The sequence below is a fragment of the Longispora albida DSM 44784 genome, assembly GCF_000379825.1.
Taxonomy (GTDB): Bacteria; Actinomycetota; Actinomycetes; order Mycobacteriales; family Micromonosporaceae; genus Longispora; species Longispora albida.
Window position 1 is genome coordinate 118,791 of record NZ_KB903816.1, and the last position, 24,813, is coordinate 143,603.

The 24,813-nt window shown below is 70.8% G+C and carries 26 protein-coding genes, 1 tRNA gene and 1 pseudogene; 16 read left to right on the top strand and 12 right to left on the bottom strand.

Annotated elements, in window-relative coordinates; genetic code table 11:
* Positions 1-2 precede the first annotated feature (2 nt).
* Positions 3-1,037: a heat-inducible transcriptional repressor HrcA gene (gene hrcA, locus A3G1_RS0109760; RefSeq protein WP_026211982.1), complete on the bottom strand. Its 1,035-nt coding sequence runs from the start codon at positions 1,035-1,037 to the stop codon at positions 3-5.
* A gap of 132 nt (positions 1,038-1,169) precedes the next feature.
* Between hrcA and A3G1_RS0109765 the strand changes: the two genes are divergently transcribed.
* A complete protein-coding gene (locus A3G1_RS0109765) occupies positions 1,170-1,577 on the top strand; it encodes a DUF4870 domain-containing protein (protein ID WP_018349293.1) in 408 nt (135 codons plus the stop codon).
* Positions 1,578-1,784: 207 nt separating this feature from the next.
* Complete coding sequence (locus A3G1_RS0109770; RefSeq protein ID WP_018349294.1) at positions 1,785-2,309, top strand: DUF4870 domain-containing protein; 525 nt, start codon at positions 1,785-1,787, stop codon at positions 2,307-2,309.
* Positions 2,310-2,454: 145 nt separating this feature from the next.
* Here A3G1_RS0109770 and A3G1_RS0109775 read toward each other — a convergent pair whose 3' ends face one another.
* Positions 2,455-3,294: a hypothetical protein gene (locus A3G1_RS0109775; RefSeq protein WP_018349295.1), complete on the bottom strand. Its 840-nt coding sequence runs from the start codon at positions 3,292-3,294 to the stop codon at positions 2,455-2,457.
* Positions 3,295-3,305: 11 nt separating this feature from the next.
* Complete coding sequence (locus tag A3G1_RS0109780; RefSeq protein WP_018349296.1) at positions 3,306-4,076, bottom strand: enoyl-CoA hydratase family protein; 771 nt, start codon at positions 4,074-4,076, stop codon at positions 3,306-3,308.
* A 19-nt stretch (positions 4,077-4,095) separates the two neighbouring features.
* On the opposite strand from A3G1_RS0109780, the gene hemW reads away from it, so the two are divergent.
* Entirely contained in the window at positions 4,096-5,286 is a 1,191-nt protein-coding gene (hemW, locus tag A3G1_RS0109785) for a radical SAM family heme chaperone HemW (protein WP_018349297.1), read from the top strand.
* Here the strand turns inward: hemW and A3G1_RS0109790 are convergent.
* Entirely contained in the window at positions 5,283-6,674 is a 1,392-nt protein-coding gene (locus A3G1_RS0109790; protein ID WP_018349298.1) for a caspase family protein, read from the bottom strand. The two genes, hemW and A3G1_RS0109790, sit on opposite strands and share 4 nt — an antisense overlap.
* On the bottom strand, positions 6,667-7,035 hold the full coding sequence (locus A3G1_RS34060) for an effector-associated constant component EACC1 (RefSeq protein ID WP_018349299.1): 369 nt from the start codon (positions 7,033-7,035) through the stop codon (positions 6,667-6,669). Before A3G1_RS34060 ends, A3G1_RS0109790 begins: the two co-directional genes overlap by 8 nt.
* A gap of 52 nt (positions 7,036-7,087) precedes the next feature.
* Here A3G1_RS34060 and A3G1_RS34065 point away from each other — a divergent pair, with 52 nt between their 5' ends.
* Both A3G1_RS34065 and A3G1_RS38345 read left to right on the top strand, forming a co-directional pair.
* A complete protein-coding gene (locus A3G1_RS34065) occupies positions 7,088-8,911 on the top strand; it encodes a putative baseplate assembly protein (protein WP_018349300.1) in 1,824 nt (607 codons plus the stop codon).
* On the top strand, positions 8,908-9,381 hold the full coding sequence (locus A3G1_RS38345; RefSeq protein WP_018349301.1) for a phage tail protein: 474 nt from the start codon (positions 8,908-8,910) through the stop codon (positions 9,379-9,381). The genes A3G1_RS34065 and A3G1_RS38345 overlap by 4 nt, the downstream gene beginning before the upstream one ends.
* Positions 9,382-9,403: 22 nt before the next feature.
* Here the strand turns inward: A3G1_RS38345 and A3G1_RS0109810 are convergent, their stop codons facing one another.
* On the bottom strand, positions 9,404-10,420 hold the full coding sequence (locus A3G1_RS0109810) for an NADH:flavin oxidoreductase/NADH oxidase (RefSeq protein WP_018349302.1): 1,017 nt from the start codon (positions 10,418-10,420) through the stop codon (positions 9,404-9,406).
* An 85-nt stretch (positions 10,421-10,505) separates the two neighbouring features.
* On the opposite strand from A3G1_RS0109810, the gene A3G1_RS0109815 reads away from it, so the two are divergent.
* The 4 genes and pseudogenes from A3G1_RS0109815 to A3G1_RS38350 all read left to right on the top strand — a co-directional run bounded on the left by A3G1_RS0109815 (position 10,506) and on the right by A3G1_RS38350 (position 14,397).
* Positions 10,506-10,823: an ArsR/SmtB family transcription factor gene (locus tag A3G1_RS0109815; RefSeq protein ID WP_245563468.1), complete on the top strand. Its 318-nt coding sequence runs from the start codon at positions 10,506-10,508 to the stop codon at positions 10,821-10,823.
* A gap of 119 nt (positions 10,824-10,942) precedes the next feature.
* Positions 10,943-11,919: pseudogene (locus A3G1_RS0109825) on the top strand (beta-ketoacyl-ACP synthase 3).
* Positions 11,909-12,931, top strand: coding sequence for a 1-acyl-sn-glycerol-3-phosphate acyltransferase (locus A3G1_RS0109830; protein ID WP_018349305.1), 1,023 nt, complete (start codon positions 11,909-11,911; stop codon positions 12,929-12,931). The pseudogene A3G1_RS0109825 and the gene A3G1_RS0109830 overlap by 11 nt, the downstream one beginning before the upstream one ends.
* Positions 12,922-14,397, top strand: a complete 1,476-nt coding sequence (locus tag A3G1_RS38350) for a patatin-like phospholipase family protein (protein WP_018349306.1) — start codon at positions 12,922-12,924, stop codon at positions 14,395-14,397. The genes A3G1_RS0109830 and A3G1_RS38350 overlap by 10 nt, the downstream gene beginning before the upstream one ends.
* Before the next feature lie 32 nt (positions 14,398-14,429).
* Here A3G1_RS38350 and A3G1_RS0109840 read toward each other — a convergent pair whose 3' ends face one another.
* A complete protein-coding gene (locus tag A3G1_RS0109840; protein ID WP_026211984.1) occupies positions 14,430-15,431 on the bottom strand; it encodes a coiled-coil domain-containing protein in 1,002 nt (333 codons plus the stop codon).
* Positions 15,432-15,434: 3 nt separating this feature from the next.
* On the bottom strand, positions 15,435-17,291 hold the full coding sequence (gene lepA / locus A3G1_RS0109845; RefSeq protein ID WP_018349308.1) for a translation elongation factor 4: 1,857 nt from the start codon (positions 17,289-17,291) through the stop codon (positions 15,435-15,437).
* Positions 17,292-17,398: 107 nt separating this feature from the next.
* Here lepA and A3G1_RS0109850 point away from each other — a divergent pair, with 107 nt between their 5' ends.
* From A3G1_RS0109850 to A3G1_RS0109865, 4 genes are all read left to right on the top strand, one after another.
* Positions 17,399-18,376, top strand: a complete 978-nt coding sequence (locus tag A3G1_RS0109850; RefSeq protein WP_018349309.1) for an aminoglycoside phosphotransferase family protein — start codon at positions 17,399-17,401, stop codon at positions 18,374-18,376.
* Between the two features lie 135 nt (positions 18,377-18,511).
* Positions 18,512-18,778, top strand: a complete 267-nt coding sequence (gene rpsT / locus A3G1_RS0109855) for a 30S ribosomal protein S20 (protein WP_018349310.1) — start codon at positions 18,512-18,514, stop codon at positions 18,776-18,778.
* Between the two features lie 174 nt (positions 18,779-18,952).
* Positions 18,953-19,852: a thioredoxin-like domain-containing protein gene (locus A3G1_RS38355; RefSeq protein WP_245563470.1), complete on the top strand. Its 900-nt coding sequence runs from the start codon at positions 18,953-18,955 to the stop codon at positions 19,850-19,852.
* A 42-nt stretch (positions 19,853-19,894) separates the two neighbouring features.
* Positions 19,895-19,969: transfer RNA gene (locus A3G1_RS0109865), tRNA-Arg, on the top strand.
* 333 nt (positions 19,970-20,302) lie between these two features.
* Here the strand turns inward: A3G1_RS0109865 and A3G1_RS0109870 are convergent.
* Positions 20,303-20,662 (bottom strand): hypothetical protein, encoded by a 360-nt coding sequence (locus tag A3G1_RS0109870; protein ID WP_018349311.1) that lies wholly within the window; start codon positions 20,660-20,662, stop codon positions 20,303-20,305.
* A gap of 151 nt (positions 20,663-20,813) precedes the next feature.
* Between A3G1_RS0109870 and A3G1_RS0109875 the strand changes: the two genes are divergently transcribed.
* The 3 genes from A3G1_RS0109875 to A3G1_RS38360 are packed head-to-tail and all read left to right on the top strand — an operon-like array spanning position 20,814 to position 22,698.
* On the top strand, positions 20,814-21,614 hold the full coding sequence (locus A3G1_RS0109875; protein ID WP_018349312.1) for a hypothetical protein: 801 nt from the start codon (positions 20,814-20,816) through the stop codon (positions 21,612-21,614).
* Entirely contained in the window at positions 21,611-22,009 is a 399-nt protein-coding gene (locus A3G1_RS0109880; RefSeq protein ID WP_018349313.1) for a hypothetical protein, read from the top strand. Before A3G1_RS0109875 ends, A3G1_RS0109880 begins: the two co-directional genes overlap by 4 nt.
* Positions 22,006-22,698 (top strand): YkgJ family cysteine cluster protein, encoded by a 693-nt coding sequence (locus A3G1_RS38360; RefSeq protein WP_157641033.1) that lies wholly within the window; start codon positions 22,006-22,008, stop codon positions 22,696-22,698. Before A3G1_RS0109880 ends, A3G1_RS38360 begins: the two co-directional genes overlap by 4 nt.
* Positions 22,699-22,745: 47 nt before the next feature.
* On the opposite strand, the gene A3G1_RS0109890 is transcribed toward A3G1_RS38360, so the two are convergent.
* The 3 genes from A3G1_RS0109890 to A3G1_RS0109900 all read right to left on the bottom strand — a co-directional run bounded on the left by A3G1_RS0109890 (position 22,746) and on the right by A3G1_RS0109900 (position 24,795).
* Positions 22,746-23,717: an IS481 family transposase gene (locus A3G1_RS0109890; RefSeq protein WP_026211986.1), complete on the bottom strand. Its 972-nt coding sequence runs from the start codon at positions 23,715-23,717 to the stop codon at positions 22,746-22,748.
* Positions 23,718-23,824: 107 nt separating this feature from the next.
* Positions 23,825-24,427, bottom strand: a complete 603-nt coding sequence (locus tag A3G1_RS0109895; protein ID WP_018349316.1) for a dihydrofolate reductase family protein — start codon at positions 24,425-24,427, stop codon at positions 23,825-23,827.
* Complete coding sequence (locus A3G1_RS0109900) at positions 24,427-24,795, bottom strand: DUF1801 domain-containing protein (RefSeq protein ID WP_018349317.1); 369 nt, start codon at positions 24,793-24,795, stop codon at positions 24,427-24,429. Before A3G1_RS0109900 ends, A3G1_RS0109895 begins: the two co-directional genes overlap by 1 nt.
* Positions 24,796-24,813: the final 18 nt, after the last annotated feature.

The following is a 24,813-nucleotide window of genomic DNA, read 5'->3' on the forward strand; positions in this document are numbered from 1 at the left end:
ACTCAGTGTGGGGAGTTCTGGGCGAGGATCTCGCCGACATAGCGGGCCACCGCGCGGACGGCGGCCATCGTGCTCGGATAGTCCATGCGGGTCGGGCCGAGCACGCCCATCCCGCCGACGGCTGTCTGGCCCGGCCCGTAGCCGGTGGAGATCACCGAGGTGGTGCGCAGGTCGGCGAACTCGTGCTCGTCGCCGATCAGGACCCGGACCATGCTCCCGGAGGTGCCGGTCTCCCCGATCAGCTTGAGCAGGACGACCTCCTCCTCGATCGCTTCCAGGATCGGCATCAGCGAGCCGTGGAAGTCCAGCGCGCTGCGGGTCAGGTTGACCGTGCCCGCCAGGGCCAGCCGCTCCTCGTTCCGCTCGGCCAGCGACTCCATCAGGACCGTGGACAGGCTGGTCATCGCGGGGCGCAGGTCGTAGCGCACCTCGTCGACCAGCGCTGCGACCAGGCTGGGGGTGTCGGCGAGCCGCTTGCCGGTCAGCTTCTCGTTGATCAGGCGGCGGAGGGTGAGGACGGACTCCTCGTCATACGGCCCGGGCAGCTCGCACAGCCGCTGCTCGACCCGGCCGGTATCCGTGATCATGACGACCAGCAGCCGGGTCGTGCTCACCGAGATCAGCTCGAGGTGGCGGACGGTGCTGCGGGTCAGCGACGGGTACTGCACGACGGCGACCTGGCGGGTCAGCTGGGCCAGCAGCCGGACGGCGCGGTGCACCACGTCGTCGAGGTCGAGCGAGCCCTCCAGGAACCGCTGGATGGCTCGCTTCTCGGCAGGCGACAGCGGCTTGATCCGGCTGAGCTTGTCGACGAAGAGCCGGTAGCCCTTGTCGGTCGGGATCCGCCCAGCGCTGGTGTGCGGCTGGCGGATGTACCCCTCCTCCTCCAGCACCGCCATGTCGTTGCGCACGGTGGCTGAGGAGACACGGAGATTGTGCCGGTCGACGAGTGCCTTACTGCCCACGGGCTCCTGGGTGGCGACATAGTCCTCGACGATGGCGCGCAGCACGTCGAGCTTGCGTTCGTCCATCGGCACCGTGTCACCTCCCCTGGCACTCCCACGTCGTGAGTGCCAGTCTACGACCGAGGGCAAGCAGAACGGGAGTTCCGCTGTCAGCTTGCTGTCAGGTGACGGACATTAGTGATCTACGCAACTACGGTGTGCGCCATGACGCAGCTCCCACCGCCCGGATACGCCACCTCCGACGACAAGACCTGGGCGCTCATCGCCCACTTCGGCGGGGCAGCCGGGGCACTGGTCTCCTGCGGGGTCTTCGGTTTCGTCGCCCCGCTGATCGCATTCCTCGCGAAGGGCAAGGAGTCCCCAGCCATCCAGGCACACTCCCTTGCCGCCCTCAACTTCCAGGCACCCCTCAGCGCCGCGACGTTCGTCGTCGGCGTCCTCTACTACTGCGCGGGCTTCGGCGGGCTCGGCATGGCCCTGGTCTCGCTCGCGCTGTCGCTGGTCGGCCTCGCCGTCACGGCCGTCGCCGTGGTGTTCGGCGTCATGGCTGGGATCAAGGCCAACGACGGGCTGCTGTACAAGTACCCGTTCAACCTGGGCCTGATCAAGTAGGACCCGGCCCAGCCAGGGCCTTTTTCGGGTCGCACGCACCGATCTTGCAGGAAAGCACGCCAGGGCATGGGAAGCACCCCGGCGGGCCCGGACTGCAAGATCGGCTTTTTTCTCTGTACCCGTTTCTCTGTACCCGCCGGCTTCTCCGGGGTTTCTCAGGGGCACAGGGACTGTCTGCACCTGGTACCGCTGCCATACCCTGGGCCCGTGGCTGACTACGACCCCGACCGCCCCGTCACCGGCCCGCCGTGGACCCCGCCGGGCCCGCCGCCGCCCCCGCGTGGCAGCTTCCGGCCGCCGGCCCGGCCGGCCACCGGCTACGGGTACGGCGGACCGGGTGATCCCAGCGATCCGGTCTACGCCGGCCCCGGGCCGAGCAGGGCCGAGGCGAGCGACGCGGCCCTGACCCACTTCCTCGGGGCGATCGGCATCATCGGCCCGCTGCTGATGTACCTGCTGAAGGGCCAGCGTTCCCCCTGGGTGAAGGCCAACGCCGCCGAGGCGCTGAACTTCCACCTGTGCATGATCGGGTACACGTTCGCGTGGTTCTTCGTGGCCGGCGTGCTGTCCTGCGGGCTGGCCGCCGTGACGGAGGGCCGTGGGTTCATCGTGTTCTTCCTGCTGGCCTTCGTGCCGGTGATCGCCTCGGTGACGGCTTCGGTGATCGCGGGGCTGGCAGCCAACCGCGGCGAGTTCTTCCGCTATCCCGGCACCTATCGCATGGTCAAGTAGAGGTAGTGCCGAACCGCTGAGGACGAATCTGGACTGCGCATCGCGAAGGCCCGCATACAACACCGGTATGCGGGCCTTCGCGATGCTTGCCAGATCCGCCCTCAGCGGGTCACCTCGCGCTAGGTCAAGATCAAGGTCAGGAGCTTCATGCGTAGACCTCTGCTGTTACCCGGTCGCCTGTTGCCGCTGTGGTGCGTGACCAGCCGCCCGACTTGGCCGTCCACTCCAGGCCGGCGAAGCGCACCGAGCGCACCCCGTGTTCCTCCGCGCGGGCCACCAGCCAGTGCGCGTAGCGCCAGCCGACCTGGTTGCTCACCGCCGGCAGGCTGAACGCCCCGCCCTCCACCGTGCCCGACGTGCCCCAGTCGAGCTGGACGGACGTGTCGAGGGCCTTGGCCGCCTCCGCCCCGCGTGTCGCCGGGTTGCTGCCGAGGGTGCAGGTGACGGCCTGGACGGCCGTGCCCTGGAGCGCCCTGGCGAGGATCTCGGACTCGTCGGCCCACTGCTGGTACAGCTCGGGGTGCGCGCTGATCTGCACGGCCTGGGCCGCGTCGGTGACCCGCATCTTCTCCCAGCCGGGGATCTTCACGAGCTTGTCGTAGAACTTGCCTGCCGCGTAGCGCTGGTCGCTGATCTGCTCGACCGTGCCCCAGCCCTGGCTGGGCCGCTGCTGGAACAGCCCGACCGAGTCACGGTCCCCGCCGGACAGGTTACGGATCTTCGACTCCTGGTACGCGGTGGCGAGTGCCACCACGACCGCGCGCTCGGGGAGCTGGCGGCGGATGCCCACCGCGGCGATCGTGGCGGCGTTACCGAGCTGCTCGGCGTCCAGAGTGACCACACCGTCGGCTGTGACCGTGCAGGACTGCTTGGCCAGCGGCATGTCCGCCAGCTTCCCGCCGAGGTAGCGGGCGACCACGTACCCGCCGGCACACAGCAGGAGCAGGCAGGCCGCCAGCACAATGAGTAACGTCCGGAGCCGCATGGCAACCCACCCTACTTCGGCCAGCGCCCTTCCGGCACCCACGAAGGGGCGCGCTTCTCAGCGAAAGCCTGAACACCCTCCCGCCCTTCGGGTGACAGAAAGTAGCTGGCGGACAGGGTGGCGAGGCGGTCGAGTTCCTCGCGGACCGGGCGGCGCAGGAGTGCCTTGGCTCCCGCGAGCGCGCCGGGCGCGCCGAGGACGAGCGCGTCGAGGTACCCCCGCACGGTGGCGTCCACATCGGACACTGCCGCCGTGACCAGCCCGATCCCGGCCGCCCGCTCGCCGTCGAAGACCGCGCCGGTCAGGTACAGCTCGGCCGCCGCGCGGGACGTGAGCCGGGGCAGGACGGTCGCGGAGATGACGGCCGGGACGACGCCGAGCCGTACCTCGGTGAAGGCGAACGTGGCCGACGCCGAGCACACCGCGATGTCGGCGGCGGCGATCAGCCCCAGCCCGCCGGCCCGCGCCGGGCCGTTCACCCGCGCGACGACCGGCTTCGGGCACTCGACCAGGCGGGCGAGCAGCTCGACGAGGGCCGCCGCCGGTACCTGGCCGGCCTCGCGGGCGGCTGCCGTCTCCTTGAGGTCGGCGCCTGAGCAGAAGACCGGGCCGGTGTGGTCGAGCAGGAGCGCCCGGACGGAGTCGTCGGCTTCCGCGCGGTCGATCGCGGCGATGAAGTCGCTGATCAGGGCGGTGGACAGCGCGTTGCGGTTCGCCGGGCTGTCGAGCGTGAGGGTCGCCACGCCCTGCTCGGCGGAGTACCGGACAAGTTCTTCGGCCATGCAGGGCACACTAGACGGCATGCCAGGTGCCCTGCCCTCCGGAGAGCCCGTCCCCGCCGACGGTCCGCTGTCCGGCGTCCCGCCACGGAAGGCCGGTGAGCGCGGTTTCGGGGTGTATGTGCACGTCCCGTTCTGCGCGTCCCGTTGTGGCTACTGCGACTTCAACACCTACACGCCCAGCGAGGGCGTGACCTCGGCCGGCTACGCCGACCAGGTGCTGGAGGAGCTGGCGCTGGCGAGCCGGGCTGTCGACCCGCCTGCCGTGTCGACGATCTTCGTCGGCGGCGGCACGCCGACCCTGCTCCCGGCGGCCGAGCTCGGCCGGATCATCGCGGGCATCGAGAAGACGTGGGGCTTCGCGCCCGGCGCGGAGATCACCACCGAGGCGAACCCGGAGACGGTCACCCCCGCCTATCTCGCCGAGCTCCGCGCGGCCGGCTTCACCCGGATCTCGCTCGGCATGCAGTCGGCAGCCGCGCACGTCCTCGCCGTGCTCGACCGCAGGCACACCGCCGGTCGCGCCGTCGCGGCTGCGGCCGAGGCCCGGGCCGCCGGCTTCGAGCACGTCAACCTGGATCTGATCTACGGTACGCCCGGCGAGACGGCCGAGGACTTCGAGCGCTCACTGGCCGCCGTGCTGGAGGCCGGAGTCGACCACGTGAGCGCCTACGCGCTGATCGTCGAGGACGGCACCCGGATGGCCGCGAGGATGCGCCGGGGCGAGCTGCCGTACCCGGACGACGACGTGGCCGCCGACCGGTACCTGGCCGCGACCTCCACCCTGGAAGGCGCCGGCCTCGCCAACTACGAGGTGTCGAACTGGGCGCTGCCCGGCGGCGAGTGCCAGCACAACCTGCTGTACTGGCGGGGCGGCGACTGGTGGGGCTTCGGCCCGGGCGCGCACAGCCACGTCGCCGGGGTCCGCTGGTGGAACGTGAAGCATCCCAGCGCCTACGCCTCGGCCCTCGCCGCCGGCCAGTTCCCGGCGGCCGGCCGTGAGGTACTCGGCGACGAGGACCGCCGGATCGAGGAGATCATGCTCCGGCTCCGGCTCGCCGAGGGCCTGCCACTGTCCTACCTGGACGACGCCGGCCGGACAGCCGCCAGCCGGGCTGCCGAGGACGGGCTGCTCGTGCTCGACGGCGACCGGGCGGTCCTGACCCTACGGGGGCGGCTGCTCGCCGACGCGGTGATCAGGGATCTGACTTAGAGGTCCCGGCCGAGTTCGTCCGCGGCGGTCAGGCAGCCCTTCATGCGGTACAGCTCGGCCAGCCGCTGGGCCGCGTACGGCGCGACCTGCTCGTCGCCGGAGCCGGCGGCTCTGCGCAGCGCCACGCGGGCCTCGTCCAGCTGGCCGGAGTCCATGAGCATCACACCGAGCGTGGCGTGTGCCGCCGCCTCGGACTTGCGGATGCCTGCGGCGTGCTGGAGGAGCTGGCGGATCTCCTCGACGGGCCGCTTCCGCTGCACCCGGCCCAGGATCGCGTGCTGGGCGGCGCCCGGCGAGTACAGGGGGTGGCCGAACTCGGCGGCCCGGACGCTGGCCGCGTCGGCCCCGGCCGGATCGGTGGCCTGGAGCATCTTTCCCAGCTCGTACGCCGCGAGGGGGCTCCACTCCGGATGTTCAGCGGCGATCACCTGCTCGAACAGCGAGGTGTCCTTCGCCATGCGGGCGGCGCGCAGTGCGGCAAGTGTGCTCCAGTCGCCGCGCCGGGCCGCCGCGACCTGCCGGTACCCGGCGATGGCCGCCTCGGTCTCCCCGCGCCCCTCGGCGTCGTGGGCACGGAGGTACCCGGCGAGCACGTCCTCCTCACGGATCACAGCCTTCGGAGACGGAGGCAGGGGCGGGGGCGGAGGTGGCGGCTCGGAGGGGACGCTGGGGACCCGGGCCAGTACCAGATCGGCGATCGTGCCCTTGAGGATGCGCTGCGGCGTCGACAGGCCAGCGGCCGCCATCCGCATGTTGACGTGCTCGTAGAGGTCATCGGCGGAGACGTACCCGCCGGACGCCCGGCACTCGCCGCGCAGCGCCTCCGCGAGGTAACCCGTGAACGGGCTGGGCGCCCCGCCGTCCTTCGCGTCGGGGGTGCGCTGTCCGCTCAGGGAGCTGGTGAGGACGAAGCGGCCCTTGCCGCCGAGCTCACCCGGGGTGTCCGGGCCGCCCTTGAACCCGCCCGAGTAGCAGCAGTCGAGCAGCACGATCTTCGCCACGGCCGGCGAGTCGTCCATCAGCTCGCTGATGTCGCGGGCCGAGATCCCGGTCGCGCGCAGTGAGGTGGTGTTCGTGTCGCGGGCGCACAGGTACAGGCGGCCGAAGAGGTCGGTGAAGCCGTGCCCGCTGTAGTACAGGAGAAGCTGTTCGTTCTTCGTGGAGCGGGCGAAGAACTGTTCCAGCGCGGTGAGGACGGCCTGCTTGCCGACGTTGGCGACGAGCCTGATGTCGCCGGCAGCGTGCAGGCCGGTACCCGGATCGGACAGCACCGCCCGGAGCAGCTCACCGTCGTGCCGCGCGCCCTTGAGCTCGGTGAGCACCCCGGCCTCGTCCTCCGGGAACTCCCAGTTGGCGACGAGCAGCGCCTTGTGTACCCGATCAGCCATCGAGCCTCTTGGTCTCCAGGGACTTGAGCATCACCTCGCGCAGGGTGCGGTCGCTGAGAGCGGTGCCGTCCACGGTGTGCCGGACGCCGTCGACGACGACGTTCAGCTCGCGCCGCTTGTCCCGGCCGAGCCAGGCGGAGAACGCGGCCAGGGCCGCCGTGACCGCACCGGAGCTGCCGAGCGCGACCAGGATCTCGATCACGGCGCTCTTCTCGCCGGGCGAGGCCGTCGCCCGCTGGCCGACCCCGTCCACCTCGGACTCCTGGAGCTCACGGACCAGCATCTCGACCTGGGCCAGCCAGGCCGGATCGTCGGCGTCGAAGGCAACCGTGCCCGGCACTACCGCGATCTCCAGCGTCATCCCGCACCCTCCAGCTCGGACAGTCGTGGCCTGAGATGGGATGCTATCCCGCATGGCCAATCCAAGGGCGTCGGTCGATACCCGGCGGTTCCAGGAACTGTTCGACGACGCGGTGCGGATCGCCACCCGCAAGGGCCCGCTGGACGACAGTGCCCGGGAGGTCCTGCTGGGTGCCGCGTTCGTCGCCGACCAGCTCCTCTACCGGATGAGCAGCCTTCCCGAGCAGCTCAGGGGCCCGATGCTGGCGCTGGCCGGCCTGCGACCGGCACCGGCGCGGGCCGCGAGCCTGCTGCTGGAATTCCGCCCGCCTGGCCTGCTCACCTCGCCGGTCACGATGCCGCGCGGAGTGGTCGCGGCCACGGAGGACGGCACGGTCGGATTCACGACACCGATCGATTTCACTCTCGTACCGGTGAGCCTCGCCCACTGCCCGCTCAGCCTCGGCAACAACCAGAACTCCGCGGCGTACTTCCGGCTCGACCAGCCAGCGCCCGGCTGCGTCGTCGAGCTCTCCTTCGAGCTGACCTTCCCCGGTACCGGTGTCGACCCGGACGACCCGCCACTGTTCTGGGAGTACTGGGACGGCAGCCAGTGGTACGAGTGCACGGTGATCGAGGACGGCACCGGCGGGCTGACCCGTCCGGGCCTGCTGACGCTGTGGCTGCTGCACGACTTCAAGACGGTCACCGTCGACGGCACGCACGGCGCGTGGATCCGGGCCGTCGTGGACATGGACGAGGACGATGCCGGGTACCGCTACCCGATCACGTTCGGCCGGGTCACCGCCGCGACGGCCGGCGCGCGGATCGGAGCGTGGCACGCGCGGCTGGTCGCTGACGAGCCCCTGGGTACCAGCACCGGGGAGCCCGGCCAGCGGTTCCGGCTCCGGCACGCCCCGGTCGTGGAGGGGGACCGCTGGCCGGTGGTCGAGGCGCGGATACCGGGCGGGGAGTGGGAGGAGTGGGCGCTGGCCGGCTCCTTCGCCGGGAGTACGGCGGATGACATGCACGCGGTGCTCGATCCAGGTACCGGAGAGGTGTTCTTCGGACCGCAGGTCAGTGAGCCGGACGGGACGACCAGGCAGTACGGCGCGATCCCGCTCGCCGGAGCCCTCCTCCGCGTGCGCGACTACTGGTCCGGTGGCGGTGCCGCAGGCAACGTCCCGGCCGGCGCCCTGCGTTCCGTCATCGACGGCCTGACCCTGCACGGCCAGGACGCCGCCAGCGACGGCCGGGACGCCGAGACGATCGACGCGCTGTGGCAGCGCGCGCCGCTGGAGCTCCAGGCCGGAGACCGGGCCGTGACAGCCGCGGACTTCGAGTACCTGGCCAGGAAGGCCGCGCCGGAACTGGCCAGGGTGCACTGCGTCGCCGACGAGCAGGGCACCGTCCGCGTCCTGATCGTCCCGGCCCCGGCACCCGGCGAGCTGGGCGAACTCGGCTTCGGCGACCTCGCGCCGCTCCCGGAGACCATCGAGGCCATCGCCACGTATCTCGGCGAGCGCCGCCTGGTCGGCACCCGGGTCGTGGTGGAGGCGCCGTACTACACCGGAGTGGGCATGACGGTGGGCCTCACGGCCCGGCGCGGTACGAGCCCCGCCCGGGTCCAGCAGGACGCGCTCCGAGCCCTGCACACGTACCTCAGCCCGATCACCGGCGGCCCGGCCAAGCAGGGCTGGCCGCTCGGCCGGACCCTGCGCGCCGGCGAGCTGTACGGGGTTCTCCACCACGTGGACGGAGTGGACACAGTGGACGAACTCGTGCTCTACACCGCTGACCCCAACACCGGCGACAAGGACGAGGAGGTCACGGCGATCGAGTTGTCCGACCGGACCCTCCTGCTCGCCCGCGAGCTCGCCGTCACGGTGGCGACGTGAGTTCCGCGCAGCCGGGCTCGGTCCGGTTCGAGATGCCGGACACCGTGGTCGCCGATCCGGCCGCAGGGCTGCTCGCCGACACTGTGGACGAGCTGCTGGCGCCCCTGTGGGACATGGTCACGGGCTCACTGCTCGATCCGCTGGGTGCGCCCGTCCCGCTCCTGCCGTGGCTGGCGGCCTTCTCCGCCGTACCCGACGGCAGCCGCCTCCGGCACGCCATCGCCGGGGCGATCCAGCTGCACCGCCGGCGCGGCACGGTCGCCGGCCTGCACGGCATCGTCGCGCTCTACGGCGGGACAGCCGAGATCACCGACAGCGGAACGGAACCGGAACCGCCCAGTGAGCCGGCCGGACAGCCCTGGGTCCGGATCACCGTCACCCTGCCCGACCCGGAACTCCGCGAACCCCTCAGGTACGCGCTGGAGTCCGCGACGCCGGTCCACGTCCGCTGCGAGGTGGTCTACCCCTAGAGTTCCGAGCGTCGCCCCTCCGCTACGCCGCCCGCTCGTACTGCCTCGGCCAGCTGACCGGCACGCCCAGCTCCCGGGCGGCCCGCAGCGGCCAGTGCGGGTCGCGGAGGAGTTCCCGGCCGAGGAAGACCGCGTCGGCCTGCCCGGTCGCCAGGATGTCCTCGGCCTGCTTCGGCTCGGTGATCAGCCCGACGGACGCGACCGGCCCGCCACCGGCCTCGCGGATCCGGGCCGCGAGCGGTACCTGGTAGCCGGGGCCGACCGGGATGCTCGCCTGCGCGATGCCGCCGCTGGACACGTCGATCAGGTCCACCCCGCGCTCCCTGAGCAGCGGGGCGAGCCGCACGGTGTCCTCAATGGACCAGCCGCCGTCGATCCAGTCGGTCGCGGATGTCCGGTAGAAGAGCGGCTGACCGGCCGGCCAGGCCGCACGGACTGCCTCGACGACGCTCAGCCCGAACCGCGCCCGGTTCTCGAAGGAGCCGCCGAACTCGTCTGTGCGTCCGTTGACCAGCGGAGAGAGGAACTCGTGGATCAGGTACCCGTGCGCACCGTGGATCTCCAGCACCTGGTACCCGGCGTCGGCCGCCCGGCGCGCCGCGTCGGCGAAGGCCCGCACGATCCGGTCGATGCCCTCCCGGTCGAGGTTCGCCGGGCTGAGAACGGGCCAGCCGCCGTCACCCGGGGTCAGGACGTGGCCGCCCCGCCACAGCTCGGCCGTGGAGGCTTTGCGGCCGGCGTGCCCGATCTGCACGGCGGGCACAGCGCCGCGCGAGGACACGAACTCCGCGATCCTGGCGTGGCCGCGCTGCTGGTCAGCGTTCCAGAGGCCGAGGTCGGAGGGGCTGATCCGGCCCTCGGGGCTGACGCCGGTCGCCTCGGTCATGACGAGGCCGGCTCCGCCGAGCGCGCGGGCGGCGTAGTGGGCGAAGTGGAAGTCGTCGGGCACGCCGTCAGTGGCGGAGTACATGCACATCGGGGACAGCCAGACCCGGTTCGGGATGGTGACTTCGCGGAGGGTGAAGGGCTCGAACAGCACGGCAGGATCTCCCAAGGTCCATTAGTACGAGGATCTTCGTAGTACGACATCCATGAAACTACTACGGATGTCGTACCATCGCAACATGGACCGCACACTCCCCCACCCGGAAACCAGCGAGATCAGGCTGGACCAGGTGCTGCACGCCCTGGCCGACCCCGTGCGGCTCCAGATCGTCTGCGACCTGGCGAAGGCGTCCGAGGAGGTGGCGTGCAGCTCGATCGAGCTGCCGGTGACCAAGTCGACGACCACGCACCACTTCCGGGTCCTCCGCGAGGCCGGCGTGATCCGCCAGCACTACAAGGGCACAGCCAAGATGTCCTGCCTGCGCGGCCACGACCTCGACGAGCTCTTCCCCGGCCTGCTGGCCAGCGTCATCGAGGCGGCCCGGAAGAACAGCTAGGGAGACCCAGGCCGCGCGCGTCCCGGGTCGCGCCGGGGTGTCGGGGAACTCCTCCAGAAATTCCGGTCAAAACGTGCAATATTCTCGAATGTGAGTATTGCGCTGTTACCGGGGGTGTCATGGTGGGCGTGGGTTCGACGCTGGTGGCTGTGGGCGCTTACCGGCCCCAGCGGAGGGTGACAAACGCCGAACTGCTGGTCGCTGATCGGGTGAGCGACGAATGGGTGCGTGACCGCACCGGAATCATTGCCCGCCGGCACGCCGGGCCGGCCGAGGGTCTCGTCGAGATGGCCAGGGATGCCGCCCGGGCGGCGTTGCTGGCCGGAGAGGTGGCCGCTGGCGAGGTCGACGCGATAGCTGTGGCGACGTGCTCGCGCTGCCCTCGGGTCTTCCGAACGCCGCAGCCCGGGTGGCTGCCGAGCTGGGGCTGACAGTGCCGGCGTTCGACGTCAACGCCGCCTGCTCCGGGTTCGTCTACTCCCTGGCGCTGGCTGACGGGCTCGTGCGGGCGGGGACCTGCCGCACCGTGCTCGTGGTGGGCGCGGAACGGATGACCGACTGGGTGGATCCAGCCGACGAGGCGACCGCGCCGCTGTTCGCTGACGGGGCCGGGGCCGTGATCGTCCGCGCCGCCGGGTACGCCGGCGTCGGACCGGTGGTGTGGGGCAGCGACGGCAGCCGGGCCAGCCTGATCGCCGTCCCCGACCGGCGGTCGCCGCTGCGGATGCAGGGCCCCTCCGTGTACCGGTGGGCCGTCACCGAACTGGCCGCGCACGCCAGAAAGGCCTGCGCCGAGGCGGGCATCGCCCCCGGCGAACTGGCCGCGTTCGTGCCCCACCAGGCGAACCTGCGCATCGTGCGGGCGCTGGCCGGCGAACTCGGCCTCGGCGACGCGGCCGTCGCCGACGACGTCACCGACAGCGGGAACACCTCTGCGGCCTCCATTCCGCTGGCGCTGGCGCGGCTGATCGACCAGGACCGCGTACGGGCCGGCCAGCCGGTGCTCCTCCTGGGCTTCGGCGCCGGCCTGACCTATGCCGCGCAGGTGGTGGCGTGTCCGGGCGCGGCAGCGTACTTCCGCCACGATGGCGACTGAGGTGACCCGGCCCGCCACCCCCGCGAGCACGGCCTGGCCGACCGTGGTCGCGGTCGCGGCGGTGGCGGGCTGGTCGCTGGTCCTGCTGACCGCGGCGCCCCTGCTGCTGACCGCCCGCCTCCTCCTGCTGTTACCGGGTTTACCGGCGGCACTGCGCGCCCAGGTCCGCCTCACCCTGCTGGCCGGGGCCTACCTGGCCACTGTGGAGATCCCGGCGCTGCTCGCCCTGCGCCGCGGCCCCGCGCAGGGAACAGGGGCGCTGCTGCGCCGGGTACTCGGCCGCTTCTACGGATCAGGGCTGGCGCTGGCTGGCTTGCGCCTGTCGTGCGCCCATCCACCGGAGCTGGGCGACCGGCCTGTCATCGTCCTGGCCCGCCACGCCGGGGTGTTCAACAGCCCTCTGGTCCTGCACCTGGTCGCCTCCCAGCTCGGACGCACACCCCACACCATCGCCAAGCGGTCGGCGGCGCTCACGCCCGGGACGCGCAGGCTCTACCGGGCCAGCAGGGTCGCGTTCTTCGACTTCGGCCGGCAGACCGGTAAGGTCGCCGCCCTCCTGCACCTCAAACGCCTCGCCAGCACCGCCGAGCCCTCCGACGCCATCGTGATCTTCCCCGAGGGCGCCAACTACTCCGCAGCCCGCCGGAGACGGCTCATCGCCGCACTCGGCGCCGACGGCCACACCCAGCTCGCCGGCCAGGCCACGCGGATGCGCCACACCCTGCACCCGCACCCCGGCGGCGTGCGATTCACCGCCGCGCACGCCCCGCACGCCGACATCGTGATCCTCGCCCATACCGGGCTGGAGGACCTGCTGGCCGGATGGGGACGGATCGACTACCCGATCACCACCGACGGCATCGTGCACGTCGCCTGGTGGCACATCCCCAGCCGGGACATCCCCCGCGCCCCGGAGGCCTTCGCCGCCTGGCTGGGCGAGCGGTGGCTGGCGGCTGACAGGTGGATCGGGAGCGTCCGCGCCGAGACGACAGGGAACCACGCATGGAACTGAGCCATACCGCCGACGCCCCGAAGGTCGCGTTCGTGCTCGGTGGCGGCGGCTACCTCGGCGGCTACCAGGCCGGGATGCTGCGGGCGCTCCTGGAGCGCGGCATCCGGCCCGACCTGGTGATCGGCACCTCCGCCGGGTCGATCCAGGGCGCCATCCTCGCCGCCGACCCGACGGTGGCCGTGGCCGCACGGCTCGCGACGTTCTGGACCGACTGCGTCACGACGGGGGTGATGAGGATCCGCCCCCGGGAGGCGGCGGCCAGCGTGCTGCGGCTGCGGGCGGCGCTGGCCCGGCAGGACCGGCTGCGGACGCTGCTGGAGCGGTACCTGGGAGCCGGCACGCGCATCGAGGACCTGGCTGTGCCGTACCAGGCGTGCGCGGCCTCCATCGAACGGGCCACCGCCCGATACTTCGACTCCGGGCCGCTGATCCCCGCCCTGCTGGCCTCCTGCGCCGTCCCCGGCCTGTGGCCACCGGTACCGATTGGCGGCGAGCACTACGTCGACGGCGGCGTCGTGGAGACCATCCCCATCGGCCGGGCCGCCGCCTACCAGCCGCAGGACATCTACGTCCTGCGGCTGCGACAGCGCCAGCAGCCCCTGCGCCTGCCACGGTGGCCGTGGCAGCTGGGCAACGTCATCTTCGAGGTCGCCCGGCGCCACCGGCTCGGACAGGTCATCCACGCCCGCCCCGACGGCATCCGCGTACACCTGATGCCCACTGGCGAGGAACTCCTCGAACCGCCAGACCACGGCCTGCGCACCAGCGTCGCGGAACAGGTCGCCACGATCGCCCGCCGCGTCGAGCAGGGCTACCGCAGCGCCTGCGCCTACCTCGACAACGACAGCGAGCAGACCGGCACCCACCCCTCCAGCGCCGCCCGGCGGGCCACGCCCGACGGCCCGGCCCGCCCGGCTCCCCGGCCCACCTCGGCGTTCCTGTCCGCCAAACTCCACCGTCACTTCGAGCTGTTCGACCACGACGATGACGACCTGATCACCGCGGCCGACTACCGCGCCGTCGCCGACCACATCGCCAGCGCCTTCGGCCACGCTCCCGAAGGGGCTGTCGCCAACCGCCTGCGTGCGTCGTTCACCGCCTGGTGGATCGCCCTGTGCCAGGCCGCCGGGCAGAACGGCCACAACGGCATCGGCCGCCCTGCCTTCGACCGCGCGCTCTTCGCCCTGGCCAGCGACCCCGACGCCTACGATGGGTACCTCTACCCCGCGATCGACGCGGTGCTTGCTGCGGCCGACACCGACGGCGACCGGCTCCTCAACCACACCGAAGCCGTCCGCATGCTGCGCGCCTTCGGCGTACCACCTGCCCAGGCCCGCACGGCAGCCCTGCGTCTGGACACCAACGGCGACGGTGTACTCGCCCTCGACGAACTCGCCGAGGCGTTCCACGACTACTACACCAGCGACGAACCCGCACGCCCTGGCAACCTGCTCTTCGGCCCCTAGGGACACAGTGGATCCAGGGGCCGAACAGGTTCCTACCGCACCGACAGGTGCACGTGGTTCGTGTGCGCGGCCGCCGGGCCGCCGCCGCCCGAGTAGGACCGCCAGCCGGTACCGGGCATCCAGATCTGCCGGTACCAGATGACGTACAGCACGGCGAGCTTGTCGGCGTTGGCCACGTACCAGGCTGCCAGGTTGTTCCCGTAGGTGCGGTCCCCGCCGCTGGCGTCCACGTTCTCGAAGCCACCGACGGCCGCAGCCCAGTCGCAGGCCCGGCCGCGCGGGTGCTCGCCACCGTCCTCACCGGACCGGTAACACGCGACGAACCTGGTGAAACCAGCGCTCTTGGTCTGGTTGAAAGCGTGCAGCGTGCGCGGGGTCAGGCAGCCCGAGGTGGTCGGGTCCTTCACCGAGCAGCTCTCCGACGGCCAGCTGCCGTCCGGGTTACGCGGCGCGGGGTTGGCGCTGTTCGGCAGGGGCCCGGACGGCCCGGAAGCCTGCTGTCCACCGCCGGCCGCCTCCAGCGCCTTGAGCGCGTCGGCCCGCCGCTTCGCCAGCTCCTTGAGCTGGGTCTCCTGCTCGGCGATCGCGAGGTCGAGCTCCTTGCGCTGCTGGTCGAGCTTGAGCTGGGCGCCCTTCAGGTCGGTGACCTGCTTGGCGTCCCGCTCGCTCATGTACCGCATCGTCGCGGCACCCTGCAGGTACGCCGACATCGAGTCGCTGGACAGCAGTGCCTTGAGCGAACCGTTGCCACCGCCCTTGTACTGCGTGGCGGCCAGCAGCCCGACCTGCTGCGAGAGCTGGTCGACCCGGGTCTTGCTGGCGGTGATCTCCACGGCGAGCTCGCCCTGCCGCTTCTTGGCGGCATCGAGCTTCACCTTCGCGTCCTGGTACCCCTTGGACGCTGTCTCCAGGGCCTCACGCAGGCCCTTCGTACCGCCCTCACCAGGCTCGGCGTGGACCGGCGGGGTGATGACAAACAGCGTGGCCGCCACGACGGCGGCCACGCCTGCTGCAATCCGGCTGCGTAATCGCATGCCCTACTTTTTACCAGCCGGCTTGTCGCCAGCTTCATTGGTACTCAACGCTGCGATGAAGGCCTCCTGCGGGACCTCGACCCGGCCCACCATCTTCATCCGCTTCTTGCCTTCCTTCTGCTTCTCCAGCAGCTTCCGCTTCCGGGAGATGTCGCCGCCGTAGCACTTGGCGAGCACGTCCTTGCGGATGGCGCGGATGTTCTCGCGGGCGATCACCCGGGAACCGATCGCGGCCTGGATCGGCACCTCGAACTGCTGCCGGGGGATCAGCTTCTGCAGCTTCGAGGTCATCTGGACCCCGTAGTTGTAGGCCTTGTCCTTGTGCACGATCGCCGAGAACGCGTCGACCGGCTCGCCCTGGAGGAGGATGTCCACCTTCACCAGGTCGGCGACCTGCTCGCCGGAGGGCTCGTAGTCCAGCGAGGCGTAACCCTTCGTCCGGCTCTTGAGCTGGTCGAAGAAGTCGAAGATGATCTCGCCGAGCGGCAGCGTGTACCGCAGCTCCACCCGGTCGGCCGACAGGTAGTCCATGCCCTGGAGGACGCCACGGCGGCCCTGGCACAGCTCCATGATCGCGCCGACGTAGTCGTTCGGGGCGAGCACGGTCACCCGGGCGACCGGCTCGGAGACCGACGCGACCTTGCCGACCGGGTACTCACTCGGGTTGGTGACGACCACCTCCTCGCCGTCGTCGGTGGTCACCCGGTAGATCACGTTCGGGGCGGTGGCGATCAGGTCCAGGCCGAACTCGCGTTCCAGCCGCTCCTGGATGATCTCCAGGTGGAGCAGGCCGAGGAAGCCGCACCGGAAGCCGAAGCCGAGCGCGGCCGAGGTCTCCGGCTCGTAGACCAGGGCGGCGTCGTTGAGCTTGAGCTTGTCCAGCGCCTCGCGCAGCTCCGGGTAGTCGGAGCCGTCCAGCGGGTACAGCCCGGAGAAGACCATCGGCTTCGGGTCCTTGTACCCGCCGAGCGGCTCGGTGGCCGGCTTGGTGTTGAGCGTGACGGTGTCACCGACCCGGGACTGGCGGACGTCCTTCACGCCGGTGATCAGGTACCCGACCTCGCCGACGCCGAGCGCCTTCGACTTGACCGGCTCCGGGGAGATGACACCGATCTCCAGCAGCTCGTGCACGGCGCCGGTGGACATCATCTTGATCCGGTCGCGGGCCTCGATCTTGCCGTCGACGACCCGGATGTAGGTGACCACGCCCCGGTACACGTCGTAGACCGAGTCGAAGATCATGGCCCGGGCCGGGGCGGCGGCGTCGCCCGTGGGCGGGGTCATCTGCCGGACGATCTCGTCGAGCAGGTGCGGGACACCGAGACCGGTCTTACCGGAGACCTTCAGGCAGTCCTCCGGCTCGCAGCCGATCAGGTGCGCGAGCTCCTCGGCGTACTTCTCCGGCTGGGCGGCCGGCAGGTCGATCTTGTTCAGCACCGGGATGATCTTGAGATCGTTCTCCAGCGCCAGGTACAGGTTGGCCAGCGTCTGGGCCTCGATGCCCTGGGCCGCGTCGACCAGCAGGACAGCGCCCTCACACGCGGCCAGCGAACGCGAGACCTCGTAGGTGAAGTCCACGTGGCCCGGCGTGTCGATCATGTTGAGGACGGCCTGGTAGCCGGCGTTCTCGCCCTCGCGGATCGTCCACGGCATCCGGACGGCCTGGCTCTTGATCGTGATACCGCGCTCGCGCTCGATGTCCATCCGGTCCAGGTACTGCGCCCGCATCTGGCGAGCGTCGACCACCTCGGTGAGCTGGAGCATCCGGTCGGCCAGGGTCGACTTGCCGTGGTCGATGTGCGCGATGATGCAGAAGTTCCGGATGTGTCCGGGATCCGTGGCGCCTGGGTCGAGCTTCACCGGTGTCCTTGAGTCCTTCGTCGGGCGGGCCTAGGGTCTGGCGGGGCAGGCCGCAGGGTATGGGCCGCCTCCGATGATCCCACAACACCTGAGGGATCATGTCGGCCATGCACAGCTCCGCGGTCAGTTACGACTCGACGGCCGTCCGGCCGGGCTGGGACAGCCTGCCTGCCGGAGTGCGCGACGCCGTCGCCGCCCGGCTCAGCGGGGGGCCGCTGACGAGCGGGCCGCCCGCTGGTGGCGGGTTCACCCGGGGCTTCGCAGGGGTGGTGGCGGGTGCGGCAGGTACAAAATTCATCAAAGCCTCAAACCAGGAGATCATTTCCCGCAGTTACCGCCGGGAAGCCCTGATCAATCCCCGGTTACCTGCGGGGATACCCGTCCCGCGCCTCGACTGGTCCCTGGAACTGGACGGCTGGGTGGTCCTCGCGTTCGACGCGGTGCCCGGCGCCCGGATGCCCGCCCAGCCCTGGCGCCGGGAGGAACTGGACGCGACCCTGCGCGCCTGGGACGAGGTGGCCTCAGCCCTCGCCAGCCCGCCCCAGGCACTCCTGGACGTGGGACTGCTCACAGCGGAGGCCGACGCCGGGGCCGCGTTCTCGGCGTGGCGGCACGAGGCGGCCGGTTCCCTGCGGATGAAGCTGCCCCGGTGGCTGCCCCGCGACCTGGTCGTCCCGCTCGCCTGGCTGGAGGACGCCTGGCCAGCCGCCACCGCAGGCACGGCCGTCGCCCACGCCGACCTGCGCCAGGACAACGTCGTGCTCGACTCGGCAGGTCAGCCGTGGTTCTGCGACTGGAACTGGCCGTGCCTCGCGGCGAGCTGGTTCGACCTCGCGACGCTGCTCGTGACCGCCTCCGGGGACGGCTACGACGCCTCAGCTCTCTTCGCGGCCCAGCCCTCCGCCCGCGACGCAGCCCCCGAGCAGCTCGACGCGCTCCTGGCAGCCATCTCCGGCTACTGGCTGGCAGCCTCGGCCGAGTCCCCGGTACCGTCGGCCTCACCGATGCTCCGGCAGCACCAGCGCTGGAGCGGGGAGACGGCACTGCGCTGGCTGGCCCGGCGCAGAGGCTGGCGTCTCCCTTAGGCAGGTGGCAGTACCCGGCCCGTTTTGGCTTGCGGCCGGGGCGGCTGGTAACCTGGCTTTTCGCGCGTGCCTATCCCCCGGGATTCAGCGTGCGCGTGGTAAATGACCCGACTCACAAGACCGAGGCTGTGTCGCGTGGCGAACATTAAGTCCCAGATCAAGCGCAACCGGCAGAACGAGAAGGCCCGCCTGCGCAACAAGGCGGTCAAGTCTTCCCTGAAGACCGCCATCCGCAAGTACCGCGAGGCGGTTGCGGCCGGCGACACTGACAACGCCGGTGCGCTGCTGCAGGACGCCACCCGCAAGCTGGACAAGGCTGCGAGCAAGGGCGTCATCCACAAGAACCAGGCTGCCAACCGCAAGTCGGCCATCGCGTCGTCTTTCGCCAAGCTTGCCGCTTAAGTAGCTCAGCACCACCGCACGTCACCAAGGAGCCGCCCGGCTGCTGCCCCCGCGAGGGGACGGCTGCCAGGCGGCTTCTTGCCGTGCTCTAGCGCTGTCCTGTCGTTCTGTTCGTGCCCTCGTGTGTGGATACGCCGGTCCGGTGCGCCGGGCCGATATGCTGCCGGCGTGACGATGCCGCCGCCTTCCGGCCCCTACCAGCCCGGCCCAGCCCCGCACCCGGCACCAGACCCGTACGCGGCCCCCGGCCCCTACGCGGCATCGGATCCCCACGCGGCCCCGGCGTACCCGGGCGGGGTCGTGCCGGACAGCCCTGTGCCGGACGTCTCAGGCGCACCGGCCCCGCAGGCGTACCCGCATCCGCCGCACCAGCCGGGCCCCGGATACACCGGCCAGCCCGGGTACCCGCAGCAGCCGGGGTATCCCCCGTTCCCCCCGCAGCCCGACTACGCCCAGCAGCACGGATACCCGTACCCCGGCTACGCGCTGCTGCCCCCGCCGAAGAAGAGCCGGACCGGCCTCATCGTCGGGCTCGTGGCCGGCTTCGTCGCGCTGCTGCTCACCGCCGCCGGGGTCGGCACCTGGCTGTACCTCAGCAAGGAGCCCCCGCCGGACCTGAGCGCCGTCGTCGACTACCACAAGACCATGCCCGACGCGCTCGGCCAGGAACACTCCGACAAGCCCGTCTCGTACCCGATGACCCCGCCGGTCGGCGGCACCCACGCCCCGGTCTGGCAGAACTGCATGGGAGACGTGTACACCTCCAAGATCCCGAGCGAGCGGGCCGTGCACAGCCTCGAGCACGGTGCGATCTGGATCACGTACGACCCGGCCCAGCTGTCCGGCTCCGGGCTGAGCACGCTGGCTGGCAAGGTACGCGGCACCGAGTACACGTTCCTGAGCCCGTTCCCAGGCCAGAAGCCCAAGATCTCGCTGCAGGCGTGGGGGTACCAGCTGGCGGTCGACTCGCCGGAGGACAAGCGGATCGAGCTGTTCATCCAGCGCTACCGCAAGACCGCAGGCCCAGAGAAGGGCGCCACGTGCTCGGGAGGGTCGACCTCGACTTCGAGCTAGCCCGGGGAGTCTGCTAACCTTTCGGAGGTCCGCAAGGGCCACGCCCCCGTAGCTCAGGGGATAGAGCACCGCCCTCCGGAGGCGGGAGCGCAGGTTCGAATCCTGCCGGGGGCACCATCCGGAAACACCAAGAAGCTCTGACCAGCATGAAGCGGTCAGGGCTTCTTCGCGTCCGCCGCCTTTCGCCAGCCGCCCAGCCTGCGTGCCGCCGCGCTCCCGCCTCCGGAGGGCGGTGCTCCATGCGCGGTTTCACCGTCCACATCGAAGTATTCTCATAGGGCGACAAGGCCCGGAAGTCACATCGCTGGCTTCCGGGCCTTGCTGTTTCCCGGCGGCTCGGGGAATGTCCGGCGGGGTTGCGGACGCTGTCCACCATGGTGCTGGTAGCCCGGTGAGACGGGTACCGCCGCCGGGATAGGGGAACGTCCCGGCGGCGGTACCTCACCCGGGTCAGGCCGTGAAGGTGTGGACCAGGCTGATGCGGCCGACGATGTGCCGGTTGAACTCGGCGAGGTCCTCGGCCGGTACCCACAGCTCACGGATGTCGCGGCCGCCGGCCTGCTGTACCGGGTACCTGGCGAGGAACGCGGAGTCCATGAAGAACCTCGTGACGTGGCCGGAGCCCGAGTGGGGCACGTTCCACTCGCGGGCGATGCGGATCGCGTAGTCCTCGGTCAGTACCGGGTAGAAGATCGGCTGGTCCGGGAGCCTGGCGGGCCAGCGCCGCCAGCCGGACTCGGCGACGAGAGCCAGCTCCTGTGGCCCCGTCGGCCGCCACAACGTCGTCACCCACACGCTCACCACGATCACCGCCCCGGTTCGGAAAAGGGCATCCTGCCAGCCCCGGTACGCCGGTGGCCAAGGCTTTCCCGCTGGGCGCTGCCCGTACGGCTGCCCGGAAGGGACTTGGTGGCCGCCCCTTGACGGCGCAAGCTGGGCGGAGGAAGGGCTGGAGGCGTTCATGGGGAAAGCCAAGGCCAAGCTGAGTGCTGGCCCGGCGCAGGCGCAGGCGGGAGAGCAGGGTCGCGCGCTGGCGGGTTCCGATCCCGTGCGGCTCGACGCGGCGCGGCGGCTGGCCAGCCTGGACGCGGCCGGGCAGGCCCGGCTGCTCGGTGCGTTGCAGCACCTGTACGGCAACGCGGCTGTCCAGCGGGTCGTCGACGCCACGCCCGGCGGCGCCGTCGTGCAGCGTGACCGGGTCTATCACGACGCTCATCCCGCTCTGGCCTGGAAGGACTTCAAGGGCAAGGTGCCGGCTGGCGTGCCGTTCGACGCGGGCACGTTTTCCGGCAACACCGGGCTGTCCTACAAGGCGAAGGCCAAGAAGACCGGCGCGACCTGGGACGCCGAGGCCGAGATCGTCGCGTCCTCGCTGGATCTCAAGGCGTACATGGACCGGAGCAGGTCCTTCGTGCGCAAGGCGAAGAAGAGCGGTGACCTGCTGCGGCACGAGCAGGGCCACTTCGACATCCAGCACGTGCTGACCGAGAAGGGCGAGACCGCGATCAAGGCGGTGGCCAAGGGCGCGAAGGGCACCGGCTCGGCCCCGAAGATGAAGCAGGCGCTGAAGGCCGCGGTCGACAGCCTGAAGAGCACTCCGCCGTTCGCGAAGTTCGCCGCCACGGCAGCGAAGATCACCGAGGCGCAGGACCACTACGACAACCATCCGGTGAAGGGCACCGGTCACGGCACGAAGGCCACCGAGCAGGCGGCCTGGGAGTCCGCCATCGCCGCTGGCCTGCCGGCCTATCCCATCCCATGAGGCCGGTCACCGCCGTCGATCTCGTGCTCATCGCCCGGGCCACCGCCCTGGAACCCTGGGATTTCCTGGTACTCCGCCCAGCCGAAGACCCTCATCTCGTACCCGGGCCCTTCGCGCTCGGCAGCGGCCCCGCCCGCCACGTCCTGGCCCTCGCCGAGCCCTGCCCGTTCCGCCTGGTCACCCGGCACGGCTCCGCGTACTGCGCGCTGTCGGCGGTACGGCCGGTCTGCACGACGGAGGCGAGCCCGGCTGACCTGGAGATCCACGCGACCGTGGCGGCCGGCTGGAACGACTTCGCCGCGCGCTGGCCGGACGGCGATCCGCTCACGCTGCACGACCTCGGGCGGTACGTGCTCGATGCCGCTTCGGTGCTGGCCGGGCGGGAGGGCGGGTGACCGGGTACGGGGGTTGTGCGAGTTGCGAGGGCCGGTGCTGCCGGGAGTACCTGGTGCCGGTCAGCGGGTTCGACCTGGTCCGGCTGGCCGGGCGGACGGGGCTGGCACCGGAGGAGTTCGTGGTGCTGGTCAGGGTGGAGGAGGTCGCCGACGGGCTGCCGGGCGGCGAGGGTGCCCGGCTGACGGGCGACGGGCCGCTGCTGTCCATGGTGCTCGACCGGCGGGAGGACGAGGCGTGCGTCTTCCTCGCGACGATGCCGACGGGGAGGGCGCGGTGCGGGGTGTACGACTCACGCCCGCTGGTCTGCGCGGTGTTCCCGTTCGAGTTCCGCCGGGGCGGTGTGGCACCACGGGAGGATGCCTCCTGCGGTACCGGATCATGGAATCTCGCCACGATCGACCTGGCGGCGAAACGAGCACAGGTGCTGCGCAGCGAGGCTGAGTGGGCGATCCACCGGATCGTCATCGCCAGCTGGAACGAGCTCGTGGCCGCGTCCCATCCCCGGCTCTTCTCCCCCGCCGAGCTGTTCGGTTACCTGCTGGCGGCCTACGAGCGGATCGACGAGCTGCGCGCGGCGACCGGCGACTTCGACCGCCTGGTGCTGGCCTGGGGCCGGGCCGATTCCGCCGGCTTCCTGCGCGCGGTCGCGTCCATGCTGGACGGCTGGCTGGGCCCCGGGGACGGCTGAGCAGTACCTCGACGCCAGCCAGGCCAGCCGCTAGATGTACCCGGCCGTCAGGTTGGTAGCAGGCGGCTGATGGGTGGCAGTCCTTTGAGTGCGCTGTGGCGGCGGTCAGTGTTGTAGGAATTGAGCCAGGGTGCAAGGGCTGCCGCCCGTTGCTGGTTGGTGGTGAACGGCTGGTGGTAGGCCCATTCGTCGGCCAGGGTGCGGTTGTAGCGTTCGACTTTGCCGTTCTGCCAGGGGCAGTGGGGTTTGATGAACAGGTGCCGGGCGCCGAGGGTGGCGATGGCGTCGCGCATGGTGTGGGAGCGTTTGTAGCTCATGTGGTTGTCGGTGATGACCCGCTCGATGCGGGTGATGCCGACATCGGCGAACGCCTGGGCGGCGCGCAGCAGGAAGCCTGCACAGGTCGGGCCTTTCTCATCGGCGAGGATCTCGCTGTAGGCGTAGCGGGAGTGGTCGTCGACGAGTGAGTGGATGTAGTCGTAGCCGATCCGGGTGCGTTTCTGGGCGCCGGTCTGGCCGTTTTCACGGCCCTTGGCCTTCCACCCGCCGCCGTCGTGGATGCGGCCCATCTTCTTGACGTCCATGTGCACCAGTTCGCCCGGCCGGTCGCGTTCGTAGCGATGCGCAGTGGTCTTCGAGGCCCGGATGGGCCGGCCAGTCATCGGGTCGCAGTCACGAAGGTAGGGCATGTGGTGACGGCGCAGGATCCGTGACACCGTCCGCGCCGGCAGGCCCAGTTCCGGGCCGAGCCTGTCCTGGCCCTGCCGCTGCGCCCGGCGCAGCTCGATCACCTGTTGCTCGACGGAGGCCGGCGTGCGTGCCGGTGTCGTGTGCGGCCGCGAGGACCGATCATGCAGGCCCGCCTCACCTTCGGCCGTGTACCGGTCGATCCAGGTCTTGACGCACTTACGTGACACGCCCATCGCCGCAGCGATGTGGGCCTGGCGCCAGCCTTGGCTGTGACGCGCAACGATCAGCCGCCGGCCATGAAACGTCAGCCGGGCATTACTGTGGGCCACGGAGAACCTCCGGGATGGATGTGGGCCTTAGACAAGCCACACCCCACCCGGAGGTTCTTCACATGTCAACCAGACACCACCGCTACCAACGTCCTGGCCTGGTACAGCTAGAAGGTGTAGTAGAGGTGCGTCACGCCCTCGCCCAGGGTCACACGGGCCGGGGCGAGTTCCTTCCACTGTGTACCGATCCCGTCCCACAGCCGGATGCCCTCGCCGAGCAGCACCGGTACCTGGTGGAGGTGCAGTTCGTCCAGCAGCCCGGCCTTGATGCTCTGCTGGACGATGCTGGCGCCGCCCGAGACGAACACGTTCCGGTCCCCTGCGGCCTCCTTGGCCCGCTCGATGGCCAGTTCGAGCCCTCCGGTCACGAAGTGGAACGTCGTCTTGCCCTTGACCAGGGTCTCGCGTTCCCGGTTGGTGACGACGAAGACCGGTGCCTCGTACGGCGGCTCGTCGCCCCACGGTTCCTCGCCGAAGTCGAACATGTTCCGGCCGAGGACGTAGGCCCCGGTCGTGGCGAACTCCTCGGCGACCAGGCCGGAGGAGACGTCCTCGCGCCCGCCTTCCATGCCCTGGCGCGACCGCCACGCCGCCAGGTCGAAGACCCAGCGGTGGAGGCGCTCGTGGACGGGCATCCACTGGTCCATGTCGGGCGTCCCGACGTACCCGTCGACGGAGATGGACATCGCGGAGACGACCTTGCCGGCCATCAGCCGTTCACCTTCTCGAGTGCCACAGCCGACTCCAGCCACCGGGTGAACAGCGCCGTGTCGATGTCGGACGCCGACTTGAGCTTGATGGTGGCCATCTGCCGGGCTGCGGGCACGAGCAGGCCCGAGTCGTCGGCGACCTCCTGGCCGCGCCAGAAGCCGAACGTGAGGTACGAGGTGTAGCCCTTGATCAGGCAGACCGGCTGCTGTCCCGGCTTGGAGCCGAGGCTCCACACCGGATGCCCGTGCCAGACCGCGCCGGTCTGCTCCGGCATGACGGCCTCGATGACCGGGAGGATCCGGTGCCCGATCTCCCGCAGGTCTTCCGGCAGGCCATCGATGTAGTCGATGATGCTCTGTGCTGTCATGCTGGCGTTCTCCTGAAC